Below are 24,757 nucleotides of genomic sequence, written 5' to 3'. Positions count from 1 at the left end.
ATGAGCAAGGCCTATTTCATTGCCGGCACCGACACCGATGTAGGCAAGACCACCATCGCCGCGGGTTTGCTGCATGCGGCGCGGCAACTGGGGTTGAGCACCCTGGCGGCCAAGCCGGTGGCGTCCGGGTGCGTGGTGACGGCCAAGGGGATGCGCAACAGCGACGCCCTGGCGCTGATCGACGAAAGCTCGGTCAAGTTGTCCTATGAAGCAGTCAACCCCTTCGCCTTCGAGCCGGCTATCGCCCCGCATGTGGCGGCCCGCGAGGCCGGGGTGGCGCTGAGCGTGCCGGCGCTGCGCGATGCCATGCAGCAGGTGCTGGCGCAGCACGCCGACTTCACCTTGATCGAAGGCGCCGGTGGCTGGCGCGTGCCGTTGTCCGACCATGCCAACCTGTCGGACCTGGCCATTGCCTTGAAGCTGCCGGTGATCCTGGTGGTGGGCGTACGGCTTGGGTGCATCAACCACGCCTTGCTCAGTGCCGAAGCCATCGCCCGGGACGGTCTGCAACTGGCGGGATGGGTGGCGAACATCGTCGATCCGCGTACATCGCGCCTGGAAGAAAACCTGTCCAGCCTGGCCGAGCGTCTGCCCGCGCCCTGCCTGGGGCGGGTGCCGTGGCTCAAGCAGGTGGGAGCGGATGCCGTCGCCGAGCACCTGCAGCTTGATCTGCTGGATTAGTGCCTCGGGCAAATTTCTGGCGACAAGCCGCTTCTCCTGTGGGAGCGGGTTTACCCGCGAATACGGCAGTGAGTTCATCGACGCATTCGCGGGTAAACCCGCTCCCACAGAATGTTTTTGGCCTGGAGATTCCCTTGGGGAGTGGCGTTGCTCGGTGCGGAGCTTGTAAGCATTACCCAGTCTATTGGATAGCACTAGGCTATTATTGATTTAAACGGGCCTTTTTCCCTGTCTGCTGCTTTAATAAGGCCTGTTCATCATCCAGCGTCATGGAGTCCTGACATGGAAATCAATGCGAGCTCCGCCTTCTACGCGGGCCTGGGTGCCATCCAGAACGGCCAGAACCGTGTCGACCAGGCCGCCCAGCAGATTGCCAGCGGTGCTGTCGAGCGTGGCACCAGCGGGCAATCCACCGAATACCAGGCCGAGCGCCTGCGCGGTGTAGACCGCAGCCAGCAGTTGGACCTGGCCACCAGCACCGTGCAACTGGCCCTGGGCAAGCACGAAGTCGAACTCGGCGTCAAAGTCGCCAAGGCTTCCGATGAAATGCTCGGTCGGTTCATCGACACCTACGTCTGACCCGCTGAATCACATCCGGTTACGTCGCGGGGCAAGCCCGCTTCCATTCGTGGGAGCGGGCTTGCCCCGCGATGCGTTTAAGGGTGCTTGGCGTAAATGTCATATTCGGCGGCATAAATGCCATCGTTCACCCACCTTGACAGCGAGGCCACCTAAACGTAAGTTTCAAACAACTGTTTGACCGAAAGCCGCCAAGAGCTGGTCGGTATCCGCGGTCTCCCCACCGAACTCATCACAGAGGTTCATCGCAATGCCTGATTACAAAGCCCCCTTGCGTGATATCCGCTTCGTCCGCGACGAGCTGCTCGGCTATGAGGCGCACTATCAGAGCCTGCCGGGCTGCCAGGACGCCACGCCCGACATGGTCAACGCGATCCTGGAAGAAGGCGCGAAATTCTGTGAGCAGGTCCTGGCCCCGCTGAACCGTGTCGGCGACCTCGAAGGCTGCACCTGGAGCGAGTCGGGCGTGAAGACACCGACCGGCTTCAAGGAAGCCTATGAGCAGTTCGTCGAGGGTGGCTGGCCGAGCCTGGCCCATGACATCGAGCACGGCGGCCAGGGCCTGCCCGAGTCGCTGGGCCTCACGCTCAGCGAAATGGTTGGCGAATCGAACTGGTCGTGGGGCATGTACCCAGGCCTGTCCCACGGCGCGATGAACACCATCTCCGAGCACGGCACTCCCGAGCAGCAAGAGACTTATCTCACCAAGCTGGTATCCGGCGAGTGGACCGGCACCATGTGCCTGACCGAGCCGCACTGCGGCACCGACCTGGGGATGCTGCGCACCAAGGCCGAACCTCAGGCCGACGGCAGCTACAAGGTTTCCGGCACCAAGATCTTCATCTCGGCCGGTGAACACGACATGGCCGACAACATCGTCCACATCGTCCTGGCCCGCCTGCCCGATGCCCCTGCCGGCACCAAGGGCATCTCGCTGTTCATCGTGCCGAAGTTCCTGCCCAACGCCGAAGGCGGCGCGGGCGAGCGCAACGGCGTGAGCTGCGGCTCCCTCGAGCACAAGATGGGCATCCACGGCAACGCCACCTGCGTGATGAACTTCGACGGCGCCACCGGTTACCTGATCGGCCCGGCCAACAAGGGCCTGAACTGCATGTTCACCTTCATGAACACTGCTCGCCTGGGCACCGCGCTGCAAGGCCTGGCCCACGCCGAAGTGGCGTTCCAGGGTGGCCTGAAGTACGCCCGTGACCGCCTGCAGATGCGCTCGCTGACTGGCCCGAAAGCACCAGAAAAAGCCGCTGACCCGATCATCGTCCACCCGGATGTGCGTCGCATGCTGCTGACCATGAAGGCCTTCGCCGAAGGCAACCGTGCGATGGTGTACTTCACCGCCAAGCAGGTGGACATCGTCAAGTACAGCCAGGACGAGGAAGAGCGCAAGAAGGCCGACGCCCTGCTGGCCTTCCTGACCCCGATCGCCAAGGCGTTCATGACCGAAGTCGGCTTCGAAGCCGCCAACCACGGTGTGCAGATCTACGGCGGCCACGGCTTCATCGCCGAGTGGGGCATGGAGCAGAACGTGCGCGACAGCCGTATCTCCATGCTGTACGAAGGCACCACCGGCATCCAGGCCCTCGACCTGCTCGGCCGTAAAGTGCTGATGACCCAGGGCGAGGCGCTCAAGGGCTTCACCAAGATCGTCCACAAGTTCTGCCAAGGGCAGGAAGGCAACGCCGCCACCAAGGAGTTCGTCGAGCCACTGGCCGCGATCAACAAGGAGTGGGGCGAGCTGACCATGAAGATCGGCATGGCCGCGATGAAGGACCGCGAGGAAGTGGGTGCCGCTTCGGTGGACTACCTGATGTACTCCGGCTACGCGTGCCTGGCCTACTTCTGGGCCGACATCGCCCGCCTGGCCGCCGAGAAACTGGCAGCCGGCACCAGCGAAGAGGCGTTCTACACCGCCAAGCTGCAGACCGCGCGCTTCTACTTCCAGCGCATCCTGCCGCGTACCCGCAGCCACGTCGCGGCGATCCTGTCCGGCGCCGACAACCTGATGGCGATGAAGGAAGAAGACTTCGGTCTGTCCATCTAAACCGGTTGGTTGTACCAAAAACCGCCTGCCCTCACCGGCAGGCGGTTTTTTTTCGCCCGGGTTTTTACACGAACCCCCTGTAGGAGCGGCCTTGTGCCGCGAAAGGGCCGCAAAGCGGCCCCGGCGATCTTTGTTTCAACGCTGAATCCTGGGGCCGCTGCGCAGCCCTTTCGCGGCACAAGGCCGCTCCTACACGGATCGCGCGAAATCAGGAATGTCGCATCCAGTAACGAGAAAGTCTCAAGCTTGGCCCCTGATCTGCCGTTAAAGCGGGCATCTGTATTCATCTATTCATGTGCACTGCCGATGAAGTAGGGGCACAATGCCATTATTGATCTGCCGGGTCGGAGATTACCCTTGTTTCGTCTATCCGCTGTACGCGCGAGCCACTTCCTGCCTTCGCTGATTCTGTTGCTGGCAGGGCTTGCGGCAGCCTATGTGAGGGACCTCAGCGTCTTCTTCACATCGCTGTTCAACGTTCTACCCACCTTGGTGCTGTTGCTGGGGGGCGCCTACTGCGCCGTGTACCGCCGCCAGCGCGAGCTGTTCCTGATGGTCACGGTGTACGTCGCCTATTTCCTGCTCGATACCCAGACCGATTACTACCGCGACAACGGCCGGGTCCGCGAGGATGCGGCGGTGATCTTCCACCTGGTGTGCCTGCTGCTGCCGGCGCTGTTCGGCCTGTACGGGGCGTGGCAGGAACGCACCCACCTGGCCCAGGACCTGCTGGCACGCTTCGCCGTGCTGTTCGCCGTGAGCAGCGTGGCGGTGGCGCTGGAGCAGAGTTTTCCCGAGGCGCTGCTGGGCTGGCTGGCCGAGATCCGCTGGCCCGCGCTGCATGGTCAGTGGATGAGCCTGATCCAGCTGGCCTACCCCTTGTTCCTGGCGGTGTTCATCCTGCTGGTGGTGCAGTACCTGCGTGAGCCAAGGCCCTTGCATGCCGCGCAGATCATCGGCCTGATCGGCATCTTCTGGATGCTGCCCAAGACCTTCATCCTGCCGTTCACCCTGAACATCATGTGCAGCCAGGTGATGCTGATGATCGCCGCCGCGGTGTCCCACGAGGCTTACCAGATGGCCTTCCGCGACGAACTCACCGGCCTGCCCGGGCGGCGCGCCCTGAACGAGCGCATGCAGCGCCTGGGGCGCAACTATGTGATCGCCATGACCGACGTCGACCACTTCAAGAAATTCAACGACACCCACGGCCACGATGTCGGCGACCAGGTACTGCGCCTGGTCGCCAGCCGCCTGTCCAAGGTGACCGGCGGCGGGCGCGCCTACCGTTACGGTGGCGAGGAATTCGCCCTGGTGTTCGCCGCCAAGACCGCCGAAGAGTGCCTGCCGCACCTGGAGGCGGTGCGCGAGATGATCGCCAACTACGCCATCCAGTTGCGTGACCAGAACAGCCGTCCGCAGGATGATTCCGCGGGTCGCCAGCGCCGTGTCGGAGGGGCCAATACCACGGTGTCGGTAACCATCAGCATCGGCGTGGCCGAGCGCCAGGCCGAGCACCGCAACCCCGACGAAGTGCTCAAGTCCGCCGACCAGGCGCTGTACAGCGCCAAGGGCGCGGGGCGCAACTGTGTCATGACCTTCGGCCAGCAGTCGCGGCGCGGCGCCGTGCGCATGGCGTGAATTTTCGTGTGACTATGTAAGACTATTCGGTCGCATGATGACCCTATGTCTCGTAAAAGTTGTTCGGTTACACTGCGGTCATCCCAGTGCCGCGGCCCCGACGGGCCGCTCCGACCCCGATAGCGAGAGGTTGTCATGGCTGAATATAAAGCGCCCCTGCGCGATATGCGCTTCGTCCTCAATGAAGTCTTCGACGTGGCCACGCTCTGGTCGCAACTGCCCGCCCTGGCCGAGGCCGTCGATGCGGACACGGCCATGGCCGTGCTGGAAGAGGCCGGCAAGGTCACCGGCAAGACCATCGCGCCGCTGAGCCGCGCCGCCGACGAAGAGGGCTGCCACTGGGACAACGGCTCGGTGCGTACCCCGGCAGGCTTCATCGAGGCCTACCAGACCTACGCCGAAGGGGGCTGGGTCGGCGTTGGCGGTGATCCGCTCTTCGGTGGCATGGGCATGCCCAAGGCCGTCTCGGCCCAGGTCGAGGAGATGGTCAACGCCTCGAGCCTGGCCTTCGGCCTGTACCCGATGCTGACCGCCGGCGCCTGCCTGTCGATCAACGCCCACGCCAGTGAAGCGCTCAAGGAACAGTACCTGCCGAACATGTACGCCGGCGTCTGGGCCGGTTCCATGTGCCTCACCGAGCCCCACGCCGGTACCGACCTGGGCATCATCCGCACCAAGGCCGAACCCCAGGCCGACGGCAGCTACAAGGTCAGCGGCACCAAGATCTTCATCACCGGCGGCGAGCACGACCTCACCGAGAACATCATCCACCTGGTGCTGGCCAAGCTGCCGGATGCTCCGGCAGGCCCTAAAGGCATCTCGCTGTTCCTGGTGCCCAAGTTCCTGGTCAACCAGGACGGCAGCCTCGGCGCGCGCAACCCGGCCACTTGCGGCTCGATCGAGCACAAGATGGGCATCCAGGGCTCGGCCACCTGCGTGATGAACTTCGACGAAGCGGTCGGCTACATCGTCGGCGAGCCGAACAGGGGCCTGGCGGCCATGTTCACCATGATGAACTACGAGCGCCTGGGTGTCGGCATCCAGGGCCTGGCTTCGGCCGAGCGTTCCTACCAGAACGCCGTGGAGTACGCCCGCGACCGTCTGCAGAGCCGCGCCCCGACCGGCCCGCAGGCCAAGGACAAGGTGGCCGACCCGATCATCGTCCACCCGGACGTGCGCCGCATGCTGCTGACCATGAAGGCGCTGACCGAAGGCGGTCGCGCGTTCTCCACCTATGTGGCGATGCAGCTCGACAGCGCCAAGTACAGCGAAGACGCCGCGACCCGCAAGCGCAGCGAGGAGCTGGTGGCGCTGCTGACCCCGGTGGCCAAGGCCTTCCTCACCGACCTGGGCCTGGAGTGCACCGTGCATGGCCAGCAGGTCTTCGGTGGCCATGGCTACATCCGCGAATGGGGCCAGGAGCAGCTGGTGCGCGATGTGCGTATCACCCAGATCTACGAAGGCACCAACGGTATCCAGGCACTGGACCTGGTAGGCCGCAAGGTGGTGGCCAGCGGCGGCGCCTACTACACGCTGTTCGCCGACGAGATCCGCCAGTTCATTGCCACCGCCGGCGGCGAGCTGGGTGAATTCACCAAGCCGCTGGCGGCATCCCTTGACCAGCTCGATGAGCTGACCGCCTGGGTGCTGGACCAGGCCAAGGGCAACCCCAACGAAATCGGCGCGGCCTCGGTCGAGTACCTGCACGCATTCGGCTATGTCGCCTATGCCTACATGTGGGCATTGATGGCACGGGCGGCCAAGGCCGGTGAAGGGGATGCCGACTTCTACGGCGCCAAGCTGGGCACGGCACGGTTCTACTTCGCACGTTTGCTGCCACGGGTTCACTCGCTGGTGGCATCGGTGAAGGCGGGGAGCGAGTCGCTGTACCTGCTGGACGCTGCGCAGTTCTGACCATTTTGGGGCTGCGTTGCAGCCCATCCGGCCGGTCCGACGCCTCGGCGAGGCCGCTCCTACAAGGGGGATGCAATCCGTCTGTAGGGGCGGCCTTTTGTTTTGTCAGGGCGGCGTGTTTGTGAATGGGCTGCTTTTGTAAGCTTTGGCTTACACGACGTGGTGACGTTTCGCCTCTTTCCTAAGATTGGATCCACGGTTACTCTTTCTTACATGGACGTAGCGCAGGACGCGCAATGGACAGAGCAGGACGCCTTACACGGAAGTAGCGCAGGAAGCGCGAAAAGCTAGAACAGGGACACGAAGGATTTCCTGCCAGGACGGCGGGATGATAGGGATGTCGAAGGGAAACAGTCTGGAAAACCCCGCTTAGGCGGGGTTTTCTTTGTGCGCGTGTTTTTCAGCCGAGCACGTCCAGAGGCGAGACGCCCAGCTGGCGCGGGTCGGCTTCTTCCTCCAGCAGGGTCCGCAGCAGCTCCACCGAAGCCTGCTGGCGCTGGGCATCGCGGAACACCAGGCCAACCTTCAGCGGCACCCGCGGCTCGCTCAGGGGCTTCCACAGCAGTTCCTGATCGTCCTGTGCGGCATCCTTGGCCCTGCCCGGCAGGATGGTTGCCAGCGCCGTGTGCGCCAGGCTGTCGAGGATCCCCGCCATGTTGTTCATCTCGGCCTGTACCTGGGGCCTGCGACCCTGGCTGGCCAGCTGCGCCTTCCAGATCTGGCGGATCTGGAACTCCTCGCCGAGCATCAGCATCGGCAGCTCCGCCGCCTGGCGGATCGAGACCTTCTTGAAGTCTTTGAGCGGGTGGGTCCTGGGGATCACCAGCTGCAGTTCATCCTCGTACAGCAGCAAACCATGCAGCCCGGGCTGGCGCGGCGGCAGGTAGCTGATGCCGATGTCCAGGCCGCCATTGAGCAGGCGCCGCTCGATCTCCGACCCCGACAGTTCATAGATCTGCACCACCAGATGCGGCTGGGCCTTGCGCACCCGTTCCAGCAACTGCGGTACCAGGCTTGGCCGCACGGTCTGCAGCACGCCGATGGCCAGGGTGCGCAGCGACTGGCCCTTGAAGTTGCCCATGGCTTCATGGGCCCGTTGCAGGCCGTCGAGCAGGGGCACGGCATGGTTGTACAGGGTGTGGGCGGCCAGCGTGGGCAGCAGGCGCTTGTTGCTGCGTTCGAACAGGCTCAGGTCGAGGCTGTGTTCCAGTTGGCGGATCTGCTGCGACAGTGCCGGCTGTGACAGTGACAGACGCTCGGCGGCACGGCCCACATGGCCCTCTTCGTAGACCGCGACGAAGTAACGCAGTTGGCGAAAATCCATAAGTGATACTTATCGAAAAAGCTGGAAAAACGAAATGGCCGGGAACCGACCGCAAGCCTAGTCTATCGCCGTATTCCAAAGGGTTACAGCGGCTATTCAGGCGATTGTTACCCCGGATGAAAAACACTTTTGATAGGCAAGGCAAAATATCCGATTCCGGCGCCAGACCGGAACCTTGACCGCCCACCCGTGATTGGCCGGAGCCCTGATGAACCTGTTCAACCTGCGCCGTTCGGCGCCCGCCGTCGCCGAGCCCAAGCGTGCTCCGGTGATCGAGCCGGCCGGCGCGCAGCTCTCCCGCGATCGGCTGATGCCCAGCACCGAGCGCGCGCCGCAGGTGTTCGTGCGTGGTCAGGGTTCCTGGCTGTGGGACAGCGAGGGGCACGCCTACCTGGACTTCACCCAGGGCTGCGCGGTCAACAGCCTGGGCCACAGCCCGAGCGTGCTGGTCAAGGCGCTGGGCAACCAGGCCCAGGCGCTGATCAATCCCGGCGCCGGCTATCACAGCCGCGGCCTGCTGAGCCTGGTCGAGCTATTGTGCCAGCGCACCGGCAGTGACCAGGCCTACCTGCTCAACAGCGGTGCAGAAGCCTGCGAGGGCGCGATCAAGCTGGCGCGCAAGTGGGGCCAGCTGCACCGCAACGGCGCCTATCACATCATCACCGCCAGCCAGGGCTGCCATGGTCGCACCCTGGGGGCCTTGTCGGCCTCCGACCCGCTGCCGTGCAACCGCTGCGAGCCCGGCCTGCCGGGCTTCAGCAAGGTGCCGTTCAACGACCTGGCGGCGCTGCACGCGGCGGTCGACTCGCGCACCGTGGCGATCATGCTCGAGCCGATCCAGGGAGAAGCCGGCGTGATTCCGGCCACCCGTGATTACCTCCAGGGTGTCGAGCGCCTGTGCCGTGAGCTGGGCATCCTGCTGATCCTCGATGAAGTACAGACAGGTGTAGGCCGCTGCGGCGCCCTATTGGCAGAAGAGTCCTACGGCGTACGGGCCGACATCATCACCCTCGGCAAGGGCCTGGGCGGCGGCGTGCCCCTGGCGGCGCTACTGGCCCGTGGCCGCGCCTGCTGCGCCGAACCGGGCGAGCTGGAAGGCAGCCACCATGGCAACGCGCTGATGAGCGCCGCCGGGCTGGCCGTGTTGCAGACCGTGCTGGAGGCGGGCTTCTTCGAGCAGGTGCTGGACAGTGGCCGGCACCTGCGCGATGGCCTGAGCCGCCTGGCGGGTCGCTACGGCCAGGGCGAGGTGCGTGGCGAGGGGCTGCTGTGGGGCCTGCAACTGCGTGAAGACAGCGCGGCGCAACTGGTCGAGGCCGCGCTGCAGGAGGGCTTGCTGCTCAATGCGCCGCAGGCCGACGTGGTGCGGTTCTCGCCGGCGCTGACCGTGAGCAAGGGCAATATCGACGAGATGCTCCTGCGCCTGGCCCGGGCGTTCGCCCGCCTGCATGCCCAGCAGCATAACCGCCGCGAAGTGCCGGCCTGACCGGTTGCTCCGGCATACAGAATTTCAACGAACCGTCTGGCGTTCCTGCGCATCGCCCCTGGCCTGAAATACATGGCCCGGGGCGTTTTTTTTGCCCGGTGGAACCTCTGCCAGGCACGGCTAGTCTGTGTTGATACACCCTCAAGGAGCGCAGCACATGGACTTCATCCGCATCATCATCGCCATCATCCTGCCGCCGCTGGGCGTGTTCCTCCAGGTGGGGTTCGGTGGCGCGTTCTGGTTGAATATCCTGCTGACCTTGCTGGGCTATATCCCCGGGATCGTGCACGCGGTGTACATCATCGCCAAGCGCTAGGGGACACGCGGCCCCTGTAGGAGCGGCCTTGTGCCGCGAAAGGGCTGCAAAGCAGCCCCAGGTTCTCAGCGGTAAAGCAGATATCGCCGGGGCCGCTTCGCGGCCCTTTCGCGGCAAAAGGCCGCTCCTACAGGGATGGCGTTGCCTGGCTTAGCAACCTGCAGTAGAACTTCCACTCCTCCTCGAGCGCATGCGCCAGGTTCGCCGCCTGGCGAAAGCCATGCCGCTCGCCCGCGTAGAAATGCCCCTCGGCCTCGATGCCGTTGGCCTTGAGCGCTTCAAGCATGCTGCGGGTCTGCTCCGGCACCACCACCACGTCCAGTTCACCCTGGAAGAAGATCACCGGCACCTTGATCCGCCCGGCGTGCAGCAGGGGCGTGCGCTGGCGATAACGCTCGGCATCGCGCCGGGGGTCGCCGATCAGCCAGTCCAGGTAGTCGCCTTCGAACTTGTGGGTGGCCCGGCCCAGCGCCTCGGGGTCGCTGACACCGTACAGGCTGGCGCCGCCGCGGAAGACGTCCCGGAAGGCCAGGGCGCAAAGGGTGGTGTAGCCGCCGGCGCTGCCGCCACGAATGAAGGCCTGATCAGGGTCGATCAGGCCCAGGCCGGCAAGATGGGCGACCGCCGCGCAGGCATCTTCCACATCACTCGCTCCCCAGTTCAGGTGCAGTGCCTGGCGGTAGGCGCGACCATAGCCGCTGCTGCCCCGGTAGTTGAGGTCGGCGACGGCAAAGCCGCGCTGGGTCCAGTACTGGATGCGCGGGTCGAGCACCGGGTAGCAGGCCGAAGTCGGGCCGCCGTGAATGAACACCACCAGCGGCGATGGCCCATCCGAGCCTTGCATGGCCGGGTAGAAGAATCCGTTGGCCTCGCCTTCGCCACTGGCGTAACGGATCGGCTGTGGGAGGCTGATGTCCTCGGCGGGCAGCACCTCGGCGCCACCTGCCAGCACCTGGACTTCGTGGCTGCGCCGGTCGATGGCGATCACGGCCGCTGGGCTGATCGGCGAGGCGGCTACGGCGTAGAGCTGTCCGTCATCCAGCGCCAGGCTACGAAAACGCGTGTACGCACTGGCATAACGCTCCACTTCGCCATCGGCGCAGCGCAGCCCCAGTTGCCCGAAACCGTCCTCGAACCAGCTGGCCAGATAGCTGGCGGGGCCAAGGGCCAGCCAGGTGCTGGCACCCAGTTGCCAAGGGGCGGCGGCATGATCGGCGGGCGCGGCGGGCAGGCGTTGCCAGTGTCCGTCGCGTTCGCCCCAGGGCTGCCAGAAACCGTCGCGGTCGGACAGGCAATACAAGCGGCCTTGTTCGTCGAAGCGGGGCTGTTGCAGCGATTCGTCCTGCCCGGCGATGCAGCGTGCCGGGCCCCAGGCGCCAGACGGTTCGCGTTCCCGGCACATCAGGCGGGTGACGGTCCAGGGTTGGGCCGGGCGGTCCCACTCGATCCAGGCCAGGCGTTCCCCATCGTGGCTCAGCGTGGGCGAGGCGTAGAAGTCGGCCCCTTCGGCCAGGATTTGTCGATGCTCCGGCGAGAGGCTCACCAGGCGATGCACGACCTGTTCGCCATGCTGCTCTTCGACGGCCAGCACCTGGCCGGCCTGCCACTGCACATCGCCATAGCGGCAGTCGTCGGCGTGGGTAAGCGGGCGCGGTGGGCTGCCATCCAGGGCCTGCAGGTAGACCTGTTGGTCCTTTTCGTTGACGAATACCAGCCCGTCGTCGCCCAGGCAGAAGCTGCCGCCACCGTACTCATAGACCCGGCTGCGCACACTGAATCCGTCCGGGGTCAGGCAGCGGGCCTGCTGATCGCGCCAGTGCCAGACCCGGCAAGCGCCATCGGCAGGGCGGAACTCGTTCCAGAACACACCTTGCGCGCCGACCTTGAGCTCGGCGAAGTCGGTACCGGCGGCCACCGCCTGGGCGGCGCTGAACTCAGCCACGGGCGATGACATGGGAATTGCGCTCGTTGCGGAAGGTCATCTGTTCGATCTCCAGCGTTGCGTGTTCGGCCTCCTCGCGGGCCTTGAGGATGATGCCATGGTCCGGCGACTTGGCGCACACCGGGTCCGCCTTGCTGGCGTCGCCGGTGAGCATGAAGGCCTGGCAACGGCAGCCGCCGAAGTCCTTTTCCTTCTCGTCGCATGAGCGGCACGGTTCGGGCATCCAGTCATAGCCACGGAAGCGGTTGAAACCGAACGAGTCGTACCAGATATGCCGCAGGTCGTGGTCGCGCACATTGGGGAACTGCACCGGCAGCTGGCGCGCGCCATGGCAGGGCAACGCGGTGCCATCCGGCGTGATGGTCAGGAACAGGCTGCCCCAGCCGTTCATGCAGGCCTTGGGGCGCTCTTCGTAGTAGTCCGGGGTGACGAAGATCAGCTTGCACGGCTTGCCTTCGGCCTTGAGCTTGTCCCGGTACTCGTTGGTGATGCGCTCGGCCCTCTCCAGCTGGGCGCGGGTCGGCAGCAGGCCCAGGCGGTTGAGGTGCGCCCATCCGTAGAACTGGCAGGTGGCCAGCTCTACGAAGTCGGCTTCAAGGGCCAGGCACAGCTCGATGATGCGGTCGATCTTGTCGATATTGTGCCGATGGGTGACGAAATTGAGCACCATCGGGTAGCCATGGGCCTTCACCGCCCGGGCCATCTCCAGCTTCTGCGCGAAGGCTTTCTTCGAGCCGGCCAGCAGGTTGTTCACCTGCTCGTCGCTGGCCTGGAAGCTGATCTGGATATGGTCCAGTCCGGCCTGCTTGAACGCGGCGATCTTCTGCTCGGTCAGGCCGATGCCGGAGGTGATCAGGTTGGTGTAGTAGCCCAGGCGCCGGGCTTCGCCGATCAGCTCGGCGAGGTCCTGGCGCACCAGCGGCTCGCCGCCGGAAAAGCCGATCTGCGCGGCGCCCATCTCGCGGGCTTCGGCCATCACCTTGAACCACTGCTCGGTGCTCAGTTCCTTGCCCTGCTCGGCGAAGTCCAGCGGGTTGGAGCAGTACGGGCACTGCAGCGGGCAGCGGTAGGTGAGTTCGGCCAGCAGCCACAGCGGCAGGCCTACCGGTACCTCAGGCGAGGGTGATCCAGTGTTCGGCACGGGCCACCTCCATGAATTGCTCGATGTCGTCGGCGACTTCGGGCACACCGGGGAACTGCTGCTCGAGTTCGGCGATGATCAAAGCGACACTGCGCTGGCCATCGATGAGCCCGCCGATCAGCCCGGCGCTGTCGTTGAGCTTGATCATCCCCTCGGGGTACAGCAGCACATGGCCCTTCTGCGCCGGCTCGTACTGGAAACGGTAGCCGGGGCGCCAGGCGGGCACCTGTTGACGGTCGAAACTCATAGGGTGATCCCCTTGTGCCAGACCCGCTCGCGGGTGACGCTGTGATAGGGCGGGCGGTTCAGTTCATAGGCCATGCTCATGGCGTCGAGCATGCTCCACAGGATATCCAGCTTGAACTGCAGGATCTGCAGCATGCGTTCCTGCCCCTCGCGGGTGGTGTAGTGCTGCAGGGTGATCGCCAGGCCGTGCTCCACATCGCGCCGGGCCTGGCCCAGGCGGGTGCGGAAGTATTCGTAGCCGGCCGGGTCGATCCACGGATAGTGCTGCGGCCAGCTGTCCAGGCGCGACTGGTGGATCTGCGGGGCGAACAGCTCGGTCAGCGAGCTGCTGGCGGCTTCCTGCCAGCTGGCGCGGCGGGCGAAGTTGACATAGGCGTCGACCGCGAAACGCACGCCGGGCAGCACCAGCTCCTGGCTGCGCAGCTGGTCGGGGTCCAGGCCCACGGCCTGGCCGAGGCGCAACCAGGCCTCGATGCCGCCGTCCTCGCCGGGCGCGCCATCGTGGTCGAGCAGGCGCTGGATCCACTCGCGGCGCACTTCGCGGTCCGGGCAGTTGGCCAGGATCGCGGCATCCTTCATCGGGATGTTGACCTGGTAGTAAAAGCGGTTGGCCACCCAGCCCTGGATCTGCTCGCGGCTGGCGCGGCCTTCATACATCGCCACATGGTAGGGGTGATGGATGTGGTAGTAGGCGCCCTTGGCGCGCAGGGCCTGCTCGAACTCGGCAGGGGACATCGGCGCAGTGTCATTCATCAAGCGGATTCCTGTAGAACAGACCATCGGCTGTGCGCGGATCCTGTGGGAGCGGGTTTACCCGCGAAAGCGGCAGTGAGTCTTACGACGCATTCGCGGGTGAACCCGCTCCCACAGGAATCGGACAACACCGTCACAACTTGATGCTCATGCCATCGAAGGCAACTTCCACGCCCCGGCGCTGCACTTCGGCGCGTTCCGGCGAGTCTTCGTCGAGGATCGGGTTGGTGTTGTTGATGTGGATAAGCACCTTGCGCTGACGCGAGAAACCGTCCAGCACCTCGAGCATGCCGCCCGCGCCGTTCTGCGCCAGATGACCCATCTCGCGGCCGGTACGGGTGCCGACGCCGCGGCGCTGCATCTCATCATCCTCCCACAGGGTGCCGTCGACCAGCAGGCAGTCGGCGCCGTGCATCATCTCCAGCAACTTGGCGTCGACCTGGCCCAGGCCCGGCGCGTAGAACAGCTTGCCGCCGGTACGGGTGTCCTCCACCAGCAGCCCGAGGTTGTCGCCCGGGTGCGGGTCGAAGCGGTGCGGGGAGTAGGGCGGCGCGGCGCTGCACAGCGGGAAAGGGGTGAGGCGCAGGTTCGGGCAGGCGTCGATGACGAAGCTGCCTTCGAGCTCGATGCGGTTCCACACCAGGCCGCCGTTCCAGTGGCTGAGCATGTTGAACAGCGGAAAACCGGTGGTCAGGTCCTGGTGGACCATGTCGGTGCACCACACCTGGTGCGGGCAGCCCTCGCGCAGGCTGAGCAGGCCGGTGGTGTGGTCGATCTGGCTGTCGAGCAGGACGATGGCGTCGATACCGGTGTCGCGCAGGGCGCGTGCCGGCTGCATCGGCGCGAACGCCTGGAGCTGTGCGCGGATGTCCGGCGAGGCATTGCACAGGATCCAGTGCTCGCCGTCGTCGGACAGGGCGATGGACGACTGGGTGCGCGCCGTGGCACGCAGGGTACCGTCACGGTAGCCCTTGCAGTTGGCGCAGTTGCAGTTCCACTGGGGGAACCCGCCACCGGCGGCGGAACCGAGGATCTGGATGTACATGGGTACTCTCTAGCCGCAAAGGTTAGCCCGAAAGCCGTATCGGAAAAACGCAAACGCCCCGGCGGGCCGAGGCGTCGAACCGCGCAGACGCTTAACGGTTGGCGAAGTACATGGTCACTTCGAAGCCGATACGCAGGTCAGTGTATGCAGGTTTGGTCCACATGGGCTTGCTCCTTCCGGATGGGGTTTGGGGTGGTCGGCTCACTATTGGGTACTCCCCGGAGAGAGAGGTTCCATTGGCCGAGATTGCGCTATCTTACAAGAAAAATTTGTACCGAAAGGTTAATTCTTCGAAAAGCGCCATTGCATTTGCGGTAACAATCCCGCCGTTTTTCATTGCCATTCGGCGTCCGGGGCGGTGGCGTTGGCCAGGCACAACCAACCGTGGCTGGCATCGAGCAACTGCTGGAGCAATGCATCCAGCTGGCCTTGTTCGACATTGAGGATAGACCCTCGCATGCGCGACAGGTCGGCATTGTGTGTCGCGATATGTGCCTGCCAGGCCCATTGCGTGATATCGGCGTTGGCCATCGCTGTCTCGTCGAACTGATCGGCCAGCTGCGCTCGCGCCGCTGGGGCCAGTGCGACGCCCTGGCGCAGCATGTCCAGCAGATGGCCGAGGATCTGTGCGTGGTCGGCGTGCGGCGATTGCACGCCGAACAGCAGCCCGGCGTAGCCTTCGATCTGACGAAAGGCGCTGAACACGGCGTAACCCAGCTGCAGCTCGACGCGCAGGCGCTGATAGAACGGGCCTTGCAGCACGTGGGCGAGCAGTCGTCCGGCGGCCTGCAGATCAACCGGCAGTGGACAGAACAGCAACAGCGCGGGCTCGCTGCCCAAGGTCGGGATCTGCCGCCAGTGGCGTCCGAGGATCGGGCGCGCTGGCGAGGGGGCGATGGGTTGTCCCATGAGGCCTTGCAGTGCCGTGCCCAGGGCGCCCTGTTGGGCGGGGGCGAACCCTTGTGCCAATCCCTGCCAGCGTGCCTGCTGCCAGAGTGCGTCGAGCTGCGACTGGTCCAGGGTGCAGGCTGGCTGCGGTTGCTTTTCACCCGTCAGTAAGGCGTCCGGCAGTGCCTTCAGCAGGGCACGGATCGGAATCAGCGGCGGTTCGGCTGCCGCTGGCGAGTGCCAATGCTTTCGGGTCGGCGCGCGCAGCAAGGTCAGGGCTTCCTGCGTGGCAATGATCACGGCCAGCGGATGCCCCGCCAGGCGCAACTGCCAGTACTCGCCAAGGGTCTCGAAGCCCAGTTGCAGCGCCGCCTGCGCGGCCCGCTCGCGCAGGGGTTGCAGGCTGTGTTGCAGAACGACCTGCATGCGCTGACGCAGCGGTGAAGGAATGTGCCAACGCAGGTCGAGGGTCGCAAACTGGCGAGAGGGCGGCAGGCAGTCGCCGATATCGAGCCCTGCTGGCAACGGCGTGCTGGTCGCGGGTAGTTCGGTTGCCAGCAGCGCTTCATCGGGGGGCAACTGCCAATCTCCGGCAGCTGAGGAAGGCAAGTCCCACAGCAGTGCGGCGAAGGCGTCCAGGCCTTGTGTCCCGAGCCCTGCGAAAGGCCGGCCGGCACTGTCGCGCTGGGCCAGTTCGAGTGCGCTGGCGGCCTGTTCATGGCGTTGCTGCAGGCGGGTGAAGCGGTCGTTCAGTTGCTCGTAGTCCTGTTGCCGCAGAAAACCCAGCCAGCCGTGCAGCAGCTCCCGGGTCTCGGCCAGGCAGGCCTGGTCCGACAGCTGCAGCTGGACATGCCAGAGCAACTGCCCGGCATGGGCGTGGAGTTGTTGCGCCTTGCAGCCCTGCAGCCGGCCGCGCTGGCGCAAGGCATCCAGCCAACCGCCGGGCCGACTGTCGGTGAGCTGGGCCAGCAGCAACTCGAGCGCCTGCTCCGCGCCATCCGGCAGTCCGTCATGGGCGAACAGCAGGTCGTGGCGGTTGCCCCATGCGTCTGGTGTGTGCAGTGGCGCGTCGAGCAAGGCGGGTGGCCGTTGCCGGGTGACGCTTTCGCCCTTGGCGAACAGCCCGCCGAACTGCCTGCCCAGCTGCGCCAGCTCATCCAGCGGTTGCGGGCCGGCCAGGCTCAGGGTGAGTTGCCCGCCCTGGTAGAAGTCGTGGTGGAACTGCTTCAGCCTTTGCTGGAAGGCCTGGCTTTGCAGCGGCAGGCTATGACGGTTGCCAGCATGGAAGCCGCTCAGCGGATGGCGCGCCGACACCGACTGCAACAGGGCGAACTGGCGCTGTGCCTCGGGGTTGCGCGACCAGGCGATGAACTCGGCATGGATCACCTCCCGCTCGCGGCGCTGGCGTTCGATGGCGAAGTCCGGCTCGGCGAGCATCTGGCACAGACGCTCCAGCCCACCAGCCAGCGCCACGGGGGGCACTTCGAAGAAGAAGTCGGTGGTGCGCTCGCGGGTGCTGGCGTTGACCTGGCCACCCAGGCCCTGGACGTAGCGCATCAGGCCGTCGTCCAGCGGAAAACGCCTGTTACCGAGGAAGAACAGGTGTTCGAGAAAGTGCGCCAGGCCCGGCCAGCGCGCTGGTGCGTCGTGGCTGCCGGCATGCACCCGCAGCGCAGCCGCCGCGCGCTTGAGGCGTGGCGCGTGGCGCAGGGTCAGGTGCAGGCCGTTGGCGAGGGTGAGGTGGCGAATGGCATCGGACATGACGCCATGCTAGCGCGCAATGCCGAGGTTGTCTGTTCTGGCCTTTTCGCGGCACAAGGCCGCTCCTACAGGCGACCGCGCCCCCCTGTAGGAGCGGCCTTGTGCCGCGAAAGGGCTGCAAAGCAGCCCCGGCAGCGCCAAGCCGAGCGCCAATTCTCAACACCCTGAAAGGACTGGCTGTTAATGCAGATCCCGACGCAAGTCCGCCAGGTAGGGAAACGCCTCCCGCCCTTTCAATACCCGCTCACGCTGCAGGTCTGCCAATAACAGTCCTTCCTCATCCCCGCCCATCACCAGCACATCACCATCCGGCCCGACGATGCTGCTCTGCCCGCAATACCGGATCTCGCCCTCGCTGCCGCAGTAGTTGGCGTACACCAGATAACACTGGTTCTCCTGCGCCCGCGAGCGCACGGTCACCTGGCAGACGAAGTCATAAGGCGCCATGTTCGCCGTTGGCACCAGGATCAGCTCGGCACCGTTCAGCGCCAGGCGCCGGGCGTTTTCCGGGAACTCGATGTCGTAGCAGATCAGCAGCCCGACCTTCCAGCCGTCCAGCTCGACCACCGGGAAGTGATCGGCGCCGGGGCTGAACATCGAGCGGTCCAGCTCGCCGAACAGGTGGGTCTTGCGGTAGTTGCACAGGCTGCGGCCATGGGCGTCGATCAGTTGCACGCTGTTGTGGATCGACCCGTCCTCGGCCCGTTCCGGGTAGCCATAGACGATGGCGATCCGGTGCGCCTGGGCGATCTCGACGACGCTCATGGCCGAGGGGCCGTCCTCGGCCTCGGCCAGGCGTTCCACCTGGTCCAGGCCGATGTTGTAGCCGCTGAGGAACATCTCCGGGCACACCAGCAACTGCGCGCCACGGGCGGCCGCCTGCTGGGCCTGGTGCTGCAGGCGCTCGAGATTGCCGGGCACGTCCAACGGCTTGGGCGTGCCCTGGAACAGGGCGATGCGCATGAGGCTACTCCTACGCTCAGTCGGCCAGGGCGATTGGGCCGATCTCGTGGAACACATCGCCCGGGCCGGGGTTGTCCGGGTGGGTCTGGCCACCGAAGTGGTTGATGATACCCCACACCGCGTTCAGCGAAGTCTGCACCGCGCCTTCCACCCAGGCCGGGGTCCACGACACATCGTCACCGGCGATGAAGATGCCGCGCTGTTCGGCGGGCATGTCCTGCTGCATGAAATGCGCGTACATGCGCTGGTTGTAGCGGTAGTGGCCCGGCAGCGCGCCCTTGAAGGCGCCGAGGAAGTGCGGGTCGGCCTCCCACGAGATGGTGATCGGGTCGCCGATGATATGCCCGGCGATATCGGTCTTGGGGTAGATCTTCTTCAGCGCGTCGAGGGCCAGCTGCACGCGTTTTTCGGTCGGGTGCGGCAGCATCTTCAGGGCGTCGCTCATCCAGGCGTAGGACAGGCAGATCACCCCTGGCTTGTCGTCGCCGTTGTCGAACAGGTAGGTGCCGCGGGTCAGGCGATCGGTGAGGGTCATGCTCATCAGGTCGCGGCCGGTCTCCGGGTCCTTGTCCTTCCAGAACGGCCGGTCGACCATGACGAAGGTCTTCGACGACTGCATGTAGCGGGTGCGGTCCAGGGCCATCCACATCTTCTGCGAGAACAGCGACTCCTCGCAGTCGATCTGGGTGGTCAGCAGCCAGCTCTGGCAGGTGGTGAGCACCGCCGCGTAATGGCGCACGTCGCCGTAGTTGTCGGTGACCGCCAGGCGGCCATCGGCGGCGCGGGCGATGCGCTTGACCCCGGTGCGCGGCGCGCCGCCGTGCAGGCCGCTGAGGCTGGTGCCGGCCGGCCAGTGGGCGCAACGCTCCGGCACATGGCGCCAGATGCCCTGCGGTACCTGCTCGACGCCGCCGACCACCAGGTGCTGGTGATCGTCGCAGTTGGTCATCACCACGCGGAAGATTTCCAGCATCGAGTTGGGGAAGTCCGAATCCCAGCCGCCGGTGCCGAAACCGACCTGGCCGAACACTTCGCGGTGCTGGAAGCTCAACTTGGCGAACGAGCGCGAGGTGGCGACGAAGTCATAGAAGGTGCGGTCGTCCCACAGCGGTACCAGCTTGTTCCACAGGTCCTTGAGGCGCGGCACGTCGCGGTCGCGGATGGCCTGCTGGATATCACCGAACTGCGCGCCGCTCTCCAGGGCGTCGGCCCAGGCCTCGGCCACTTCGTGGAACAGCTGCGGCAGGTCGGCGGATTTCTCGGCGTAGTAGGTCTGGCCTTCCAGGTCGATGACCGTGCTGCCCGATGCCGGGGTCAGCGGGTTGGGGAAGGGCTTGGTCTCCAGGCCCAGCTTGTCGACGTAGTGGTAGAACGCCGTGGACGACACCGGGAAGCGCATGCCGCCCAGTTCGGCGACGATGCCGTCGGTGCCGTTGAACGCCTGCGAGCGCAGCCGGCCACCCAGCTTGGAAGCCTCGTACACCACGGGCTTGAGGCCCAGCTTCATCAGCTCGTAGGCCGCCACCAGCCCGGCGATACCGCCACCGACGATCGCCACCTCTTCGCCATGGCGCTCCTTGGGAATGCTGCCCAGGCCGGCCGGATGCTCCAGCCAGTCGTCGAAGGCGAAGGGGAAGTCGGGGCCGAAGATGGTGATGGGTTTCTTGCCGTCGGCGGGGTGGCGGTTTTTCTTGTTCATGTAATGACCTTGCCAGGGGCTGCGCAGGGGGCGGAGCCTGAGTATAGAGAATGCCTGGTGGCCATTTTATGAAGTGGGGTGCTCGTTATTAAGGTGCAGAGTGGCGTCGTTATGTGCTTTGTTTCGTCTTAATGATTCATATTTATTCAATACTGACGAATCAGCTCAGCGATGCCAGGTGCTCGACGGTTTCAGGGTACTTCTGCACCAGTCGAATCAGCGCCACGGCCTGGGCGTTGGGCTTTGAGCGGCCCTGTTCCCAGCTCTCCAGGGTGCGGGCGTTGGTGCGCAGGTAAGCGGCAAACACCGCCCGGGACATGTTCAGGCGCTGGCGCAGTTCGGTCAGTTCGCTGGGGGCCAGCGGGACAAGCTCCTCGAAGGTCACCTTGTGCGAGCGCAGGGTCAGTTTGCCGGCGCGCTCATCGGCGAGGGCGTCGAAGCCTTCGGTGAGTTCAGTGAAGATGTTGCGTGGCATTGGTGGCTCCTGCTTTTCAGGTGCGCCATGTTGCCATTTCTGTACGTGATCTACGTATAGAATATTACTTTCAAGTTGTTTCACTTGGCGGGTTCCCAAGTCTTGAGGCGAGATGCATACCTTGTGGGAGCGGGCTTGCCCCGCGAATTGGGCCGCATAGTGATTATCGGGTCATGGCACGGGCTCAGCCCGTGATCGCGGGGCAAGCCCGCTCCCACAAAGTCTACGTCGCGCTGGAGAGAATCAGCTTGGTCCTACAGAGACATGTAATAACAGGAAGTATCCTACGAGCCATGTAGCCTCGGTCTGGCAGTTTGGGAGAACCCTTCGCGGTTAACTTCAGCCGGTCACCGCCTATTCGGTGAGCGGGCGTGAGAACCCTCTTCCAACTTGAGCGCCGAGGCATGCGTTATGGCAGCCTTGCGCGGGCAGGCTTTTGCCTGGCCGGTTTCCAAGTTGGCCGGATTCTCACCCCGCGTACGGCTGCCACCCAATTCCCGTGAGAAGGATGCAGATGGCAGTAAACCCTGGCTCAACTTGGATACTGCGCTATGAAAAAGATCGTCCCCGACCCACCCCTCTCCCTGAACCCGACCACCGAGCAGTCCTTCTGCTCCTGCCAGTCCAGCCATCCCCCCATCTTCACCGTGCGCCCCGGCGTCGATGCCGCCGACGCCCTGGTCCACGCCAGCATGCTGGCCCGGGCCATCCAGGAAATCGCCGATGAATACGCCCAGCACCATGCCCCCGAGGCGGGGCGGGCGATGATCTGGTCGATCCTGCATTCGGCGGAAACGGTACGCGCGCTGCTGGAAGGGCTGCTCGACGCGATGGAGGCCTGAGGGCCGGGCGCCGCGGTCAGCCCGGCTGGCCGCGGTCCACCTTGCTGCTGAGAATGATCGACGTGGTGGTCTTCTCCACCCCGTCCAGGCTGCCGATCAGGTCGAGCAACTGGTCCAGTTGCTCCGGCGAGTCGCTGAGCAGCCAGGCCACGTAGTCGAACTCGCCACTGACCGCGCACAACTGCTGGACCTGCCCCATGGCGCTGAGGTGGCGCACGATGTCCTTGCCCGAGCGCGGCTGCGCCTTGATCCCCACGTACGCCTGCAGGCCGCCACCGATCAGGCGCTGCCCCAGGCGCACACCATAGCCGGTGATCACCTTGTTGCGCTCCAGGCGCTCGAGCCGCGAGTTCACCGTGGTGCGGGCGATGCCCAGCTGGCGGGCGAGGGTGGCGACGCTTTCGCGGGCATTGATCTGCAGCAGCGCGATCAACTGGCGATCGATGGCGTCAAGGGCGATGGAGGAGGTGGCCGGCATGGTAGGTCTCTTTTGTCGAGCTGCTAGCCTATGCAAGCGCGACCGCTTCGCGCAAGGCGTACAAAGGTGTCCGGGGCTGGCATTGCGCCGACAAGACGGTACGATGGCAGGCCGCTGCCATCGGGCAGCCTGGACCATGGCAGGAGTGATTGACCCATGAAGTTCAAGGACTGGTATTGGCGGCGATGGATTCGCCAACACGGTTGCAAGGTGAGCACAGGCATTTCCAAGTTCGGCAAGCGGGCAAAGCTGGCGCTCGAGGCCGAAGTGCGCATGGGCGATGTGGCGGTCAGCGCCGCCACCCTCGACGTCTCCATCGGGGCTCATACCTATATCCGCAGCGGCGGTTCGCTGCAGGTGGTCGAATCGATCGGGCGTTACTGCTCCATTGGCAGCGCGGTGGTCATCGGCCAGGAAAAATACGCCCACCCGACCGACTGGCTGAGTTCCCACCCTTTCCAGTTCACCGACACCCAGTGGCAATACGAACCGCCGAGCACACCGGCGCGTATCGGCCACGATGTGTGGATCGGCGAGGGCGCGATGATCATGGAAGGCGTTGAGGTAGGCACGGGCGCGATCATCGCCACCCGCGCCCTGGTCACCCGGGACGTACCGCCCTACGCCGTGGTGGCGGGCTTTCCGGCCAAGGTCGTGCGTTTTCGATACCCGGAAGCGATGATCGAGCGCTTGCTCGCATCGCGCTGGTGGGAGCGCGATACCCGGCAGTTGCTGGAACTGCCGCTGCACGACCCTGCCGCCTGCCTTGACGGGATCAGCGAGCTGGGTGAAGCCAATTATTCGCGGATCGAGATCTCGCGGCGCGGGTGCAAGGTGCTGGCGTCTGCTTGAGTCACCGCGAGATTGAATCGACTGGGGCTGCTGCGCAGCCCATCGCGGGCAAGCCCGCTCCCACAGGCTTCGCGCATTGGCGTGCGAATGCGTGGGAGCGGGCTTGCCCCGCGATGAGCCGCAAAGCGGCCCCGGTAGGTTTCGATCAACGCGCGGCGCTGGTCTGCGCCGTGGTGGCGCAAGGCGACTTCAGGCCGGCGGTCATGCTTTCAACGTTGTCGAGCATCTGGTTGCCCTTGTTGACCTTCTGGGCGTTCTCCGCCAACTGCATGCGCTGGTCATAGGTGGCCGAGGTGCCGTTCATGCTGTTCTTGGTTTCCAGCACCGAGTTGGCGATGCTCAGCAGGCTGCGGCCGGTGGAGATCAGGTTGTCGGTCGCACTGGGCGTGCACGGGGCGTTGCCGCCGGCCATCTGGCTGGGCTGCTGGCCCTGATTGTAGGAGCCCGGCGCTACACAACCGGCGAGTGTTACCAGCATGGGTGCAATGAGCAGGGCCCCAAGCGTTCCTTGGATGTTCATGTGACGTTCCCTCGATCACCGGGCTCCGACCCGGTGCCGAAGCGATGGAGGGATTCTAGAAACGGGGCCGTGGCGGCGAAATAGAACGGGTGTGCTAAAGGCACTTTGCCGCTGCCAGGCCTGTGGCACATCAGCCTTGTTCGAGAAAGCACCGCTTACATTTCTCGGGGTGAGCAGCGTGCGGAGCAGTGGTAGTGTTCAGTGCAACCATTGCACTCTATACTCGACCATGCCTACCATCCAAAGACTGTCCGATTGCTCGATATGCATGTACGCCGCTGATCATCCGCCACCTCATTTCCACGTGCGGTTCAGTGATGGCCGTCAGGCGCTGATCGCCATCGAGGAACTGGCACCCCTGACTGGATTAGGTGGCGCGCGCGTTTCCAGACGCGCTTTGAGCGAGGTGCTTGGCTGGGCCTCGACCAACAAAGTCCAATTGCTTGCCAAGTGGAAGGAGTTGAATCCATGACCAGTAGGCATTTCTTGCTGACCGATGTTGCCGTTACTGCCCCCGGCAGCTTGTTGCTGAGTTATGCGGATGGTGAACGGCTGCCAGTCAACCTCCATGAGATCATCGCTCGTCACCCGACCCTGCAAGCACTAGGCGACCCGAAGGTTTTTGCCTCCGCCGCACTCGGAGAGTGGAGAGATAGTGTTATCTGGATGGATGACGATAATCTCGAACTGGCGTCGGATAATCTGCGTGCACGCGCTCTGGAGCAAGCAGGCGAATGCTCTCATGAAGTGATCCTTGATTGGATGGCGAAGCACGGTCTCACACTTGACAGTGCGGCGCAGGAACTGGGGTTGAGCAGGCGGATGCTGGCGTATTACCGGAGTGGCGCAAAGCCTGTGCCTCGGATAGTTGCATTAGCCATGAAGGGGTGGGAGAGGCAGGAAGTTGAAAGGGACAGTGCCAGATCAGTGGCTACCTGTAATCCCATCAAGTTAAACGTTGAGAAGTTGGGTAGGAGTGTTAGTCCATCTTCCAGTCCGCCTAGGAAACGAGCCTGACTCCTCGAAGGCAGTACGTAAAAAGCCGCGCAAAAGCGCGGCTTTTTTGTTTGGTGGGCCCACACGGACTCGAACCGTGGACCAAAGGATTATGAGTCCTCTGCTCTAACCAACTGAGCTATAGGCCCTCAGCAGGTG

Annotated in this window: 24 protein-coding genes and 1 tRNA gene; 11 read left to right on the top strand and 14 right to left on the bottom strand. The window is 64.6% G+C overall.

The features are described 5' to 3' along the window. The 5 genes from bioD to AC0MAZ_RS01625 all read left to right on the top strand — a co-directional run bounded on the left by bioD (position 1) and on the right by AC0MAZ_RS01625 (position 6,871). On the top strand, positions 1-681 hold the full coding sequence (gene bioD / locus AC0MAZ_RS01645; RefSeq protein WP_475859942.1) for a dethiobiotin synthase: 681 nt from the start codon (positions 1-3) through the stop codon (positions 679-681). A 282-nt stretch (positions 682-963) separates the two neighbouring features. Then, positions 964-1,260, top strand: a complete 297-nt coding sequence (locus AC0MAZ_RS01640; protein WP_203649856.1) for a pyrroloquinoline quinone biosynthesis protein PqqE — start codon at positions 964-966, stop codon at positions 1,258-1,260. A gap of 250 nt (positions 1,261-1,510) precedes the next feature. After that, entirely contained in the window at positions 1,511-3,316 is a 1,806-nt protein-coding gene (locus AC0MAZ_RS01635) for a phenylacyl-CoA dehydrogenase (RefSeq protein WP_110734511.1), read from the top strand. 357 nt (positions 3,317-3,673) lie between these two features. Continuing rightward, positions 3,674-4,957 (top strand): GGDEF domain-containing protein, encoded by a 1,284-nt coding sequence (locus tag AC0MAZ_RS01630; protein ID WP_203649858.1) that lies wholly within the window; start codon positions 3,674-3,676, stop codon positions 4,955-4,957. Between the two features lie 135 nt (positions 4,958-5,092). Further along, a complete protein-coding gene (locus tag AC0MAZ_RS01625) occupies positions 5,093-6,871 on the top strand; it encodes an acyl-CoA dehydrogenase C-terminal domain-containing protein (protein ID WP_475859939.1) in 1,779 nt (592 codons plus the stop codon). A 400-nt stretch (positions 6,872-7,271) separates the two neighbouring features. On the opposite strand, the gene AC0MAZ_RS01620 is transcribed toward AC0MAZ_RS01625, so the two are convergent. Next, on the bottom strand, positions 7,272-8,195 hold the full coding sequence (locus AC0MAZ_RS01620) for a LysR family transcriptional regulator (protein WP_186712661.1): 924 nt from the start codon (positions 8,193-8,195) through the stop codon (positions 7,272-7,274). Between the two features lie 208 nt (positions 8,196-8,403). On the opposite strand from AC0MAZ_RS01620, the gene AC0MAZ_RS01615 reads away from it, so the two are divergent. Together AC0MAZ_RS01615 and AC0MAZ_RS01610 are read left to right on the top strand one after the other, a co-directional pair. Beyond that, entirely contained in the window at positions 8,404-9,681 is a 1,278-nt protein-coding gene (locus AC0MAZ_RS01615) for an aspartate aminotransferase family protein (protein ID WP_475859936.1), read from the top strand. Positions 9,682-9,838: 157 nt separating this feature from the next. After that, positions 9,839-9,997, top strand: coding sequence for a YqaE/Pmp3 family membrane protein (locus AC0MAZ_RS01610; protein WP_009681539.1), 159 nt, complete (start codon positions 9,839-9,841; stop codon positions 9,995-9,997). A 127-nt stretch (positions 9,998-10,124) separates the two neighbouring features. On the opposite strand, the gene AC0MAZ_RS01605 is transcribed toward AC0MAZ_RS01610, so the two are convergent. The 10 genes from AC0MAZ_RS01605 to AC0MAZ_RS01560 form a co-directional block, all read right to left on the bottom strand. Beyond that, entirely contained in the window at positions 10,125-11,951 is a 1,827-nt protein-coding gene (locus AC0MAZ_RS01605) for a S9 family peptidase (RefSeq protein ID WP_475859934.1), read from the bottom strand. Beyond that, a complete protein-coding gene (gene pqqE, locus AC0MAZ_RS01600; RefSeq protein ID WP_234561414.1) occupies positions 11,932-13,080 on the bottom strand; it encodes a pyrroloquinoline quinone biosynthesis protein PqqE in 1,149 nt (382 codons plus the stop codon). The genes AC0MAZ_RS01605 and pqqE overlap by 20 nt, the downstream gene beginning before the upstream one ends. Continuing rightward, complete coding sequence (pqqD, locus tag AC0MAZ_RS01595) at positions 13,052-13,327, bottom strand: pyrroloquinoline quinone biosynthesis peptide chaperone PqqD (protein ID WP_203649868.1); 276 nt, start codon at positions 13,325-13,327, stop codon at positions 13,052-13,054. The genes pqqE and pqqD overlap by 29 nt, the downstream gene beginning before the upstream one ends. After that, a complete protein-coding gene (pqqC, locus tag AC0MAZ_RS01590; protein WP_475859932.1) occupies positions 13,324-14,079 on the bottom strand; it encodes a pyrroloquinoline-quinone synthase PqqC in 756 nt (251 codons plus the stop codon). Before pqqC ends, pqqD begins: the two co-directional genes overlap by 4 nt. Before the next feature lie 133 nt (positions 14,080-14,212). Beyond that, complete coding sequence (pqqB, locus tag AC0MAZ_RS01585; RefSeq protein ID WP_475859930.1) at positions 14,213-15,124, bottom strand: pyrroloquinoline quinone biosynthesis protein PqqB; 912 nt, start codon at positions 15,122-15,124, stop codon at positions 14,213-14,215. Positions 15,125-15,215: 91 nt separating this feature from the next. After that, entirely contained in the window at positions 15,216-15,287 is a 72-nt protein-coding gene (gene pqqA, locus AC0MAZ_RS01580) for a pyrroloquinoline quinone precursor peptide PqqA (RefSeq protein ID WP_003243383.1), read from the bottom strand. A gap of 170 nt (positions 15,288-15,457) precedes the next feature. Then, positions 15,458-17,773: a pyrroloquinoline quinone biosynthesis protein PqqF gene (gene pqqF / locus AC0MAZ_RS01575; protein ID WP_475859928.1), complete on the bottom strand. Its 2,316-nt coding sequence runs from the start codon at positions 17,771-17,773 to the stop codon at positions 15,458-15,460. Positions 17,774-17,953: 180 nt separating this feature from the next. Then, positions 17,954-18,736, bottom strand: a complete 783-nt coding sequence (locus AC0MAZ_RS01570; protein ID WP_232855065.1) for a carbon-nitrogen hydrolase family protein — start codon at positions 18,734-18,736, stop codon at positions 17,954-17,956. A 16-nt stretch (positions 18,737-18,752) separates the two neighbouring features. Continuing rightward, the gene (locus AC0MAZ_RS01565; protein ID WP_232855066.1) at positions 18,753-20,435 is read right to left on the bottom strand and encodes a flavin monoamine oxidase family protein; all 1,683 of its coding nucleotides are present in this window, start codon (positions 20,433-20,435) and stop codon (positions 18,753-18,755) included. A 160-nt stretch (positions 20,436-20,595) separates the two neighbouring features. After that, on the bottom strand, positions 20,596-20,910 hold the full coding sequence (locus AC0MAZ_RS01560; protein WP_475859926.1) for a helix-turn-helix domain-containing protein: 315 nt from the start codon (positions 20,908-20,910) through the stop codon (positions 20,596-20,598). Between the two features lie 551 nt (positions 20,911-21,461). Between AC0MAZ_RS01560 and AC0MAZ_RS01555 the strand changes: the two genes are divergently transcribed. Next, the gene (locus tag AC0MAZ_RS01555) at positions 21,462-21,752 is read left to right on the top strand and encodes a DUF3077 domain-containing protein (RefSeq protein ID WP_475859924.1); all 291 of its coding nucleotides are present in this window, start codon (positions 21,462-21,464) and stop codon (positions 21,750-21,752) included. A 16-nt stretch (positions 21,753-21,768) separates the two neighbouring features. Here the strand turns inward: AC0MAZ_RS01555 and AC0MAZ_RS01550 are convergent, their stop codons facing one another. Continuing rightward, positions 21,769-22,230: an Lrp/AsnC family transcriptional regulator gene (locus AC0MAZ_RS01550; RefSeq protein WP_088852407.1), complete on the bottom strand. Its 462-nt coding sequence runs from the start codon at positions 22,228-22,230 to the stop codon at positions 21,769-21,771. Positions 22,231-22,386: 156 nt separating this feature from the next. Between AC0MAZ_RS01550 and AC0MAZ_RS01545 the strand changes: the two genes are divergently transcribed. Further along, complete coding sequence (locus AC0MAZ_RS01545; protein WP_475859922.1) at positions 22,387-23,082, top strand: CatB-related O-acetyltransferase; 696 nt, start codon at positions 22,387-22,389, stop codon at positions 23,080-23,082. 145 nt (positions 23,083-23,227) lie between these two features. On the opposite strand, the gene AC0MAZ_RS01540 is transcribed toward AC0MAZ_RS01545, so the two are convergent. Continuing rightward, the gene (locus AC0MAZ_RS01540; RefSeq protein ID WP_203649888.1) at positions 23,228-23,602 is read right to left on the bottom strand and encodes a hypothetical protein; all 375 of its coding nucleotides are present in this window, start codon (positions 23,600-23,602) and stop codon (positions 23,228-23,230) included. Between the two features lie 268 nt (positions 23,603-23,870). Here AC0MAZ_RS01540 and AC0MAZ_RS01535 point away from each other — a divergent pair, with 268 nt between their 5' ends. Both AC0MAZ_RS01535 and AC0MAZ_RS01530 read left to right on the top strand, forming a co-directional pair. After that, positions 23,871-24,074, top strand: a complete 204-nt coding sequence (locus tag AC0MAZ_RS01535) for a DUF4160 domain-containing protein (protein WP_475859920.1) — start codon at positions 23,871-23,873, stop codon at positions 24,072-24,074. After that, positions 24,071-24,619, top strand: a complete 549-nt coding sequence (locus AC0MAZ_RS01530; RefSeq protein WP_475859918.1) for a DUF2442 domain-containing protein — start codon at positions 24,071-24,073, stop codon at positions 24,617-24,619. Before AC0MAZ_RS01535 ends, AC0MAZ_RS01530 begins: the two co-directional genes overlap by 4 nt. Before the next feature lie 51 nt (positions 24,620-24,670). On the opposite strand, the gene AC0MAZ_RS01525 is transcribed toward AC0MAZ_RS01530, so the two are convergent. After that, positions 24,671-24,747 (bottom strand) — tRNA-Ile (locus AC0MAZ_RS01525). Positions 24,748-24,757: the final 10 nt, after the last annotated feature.

The organism is Pseudomonas sp. A (assembly GCF_056270345.1).
This window is presented reverse-complemented; position numbering and strand designations above follow the sequence as displayed.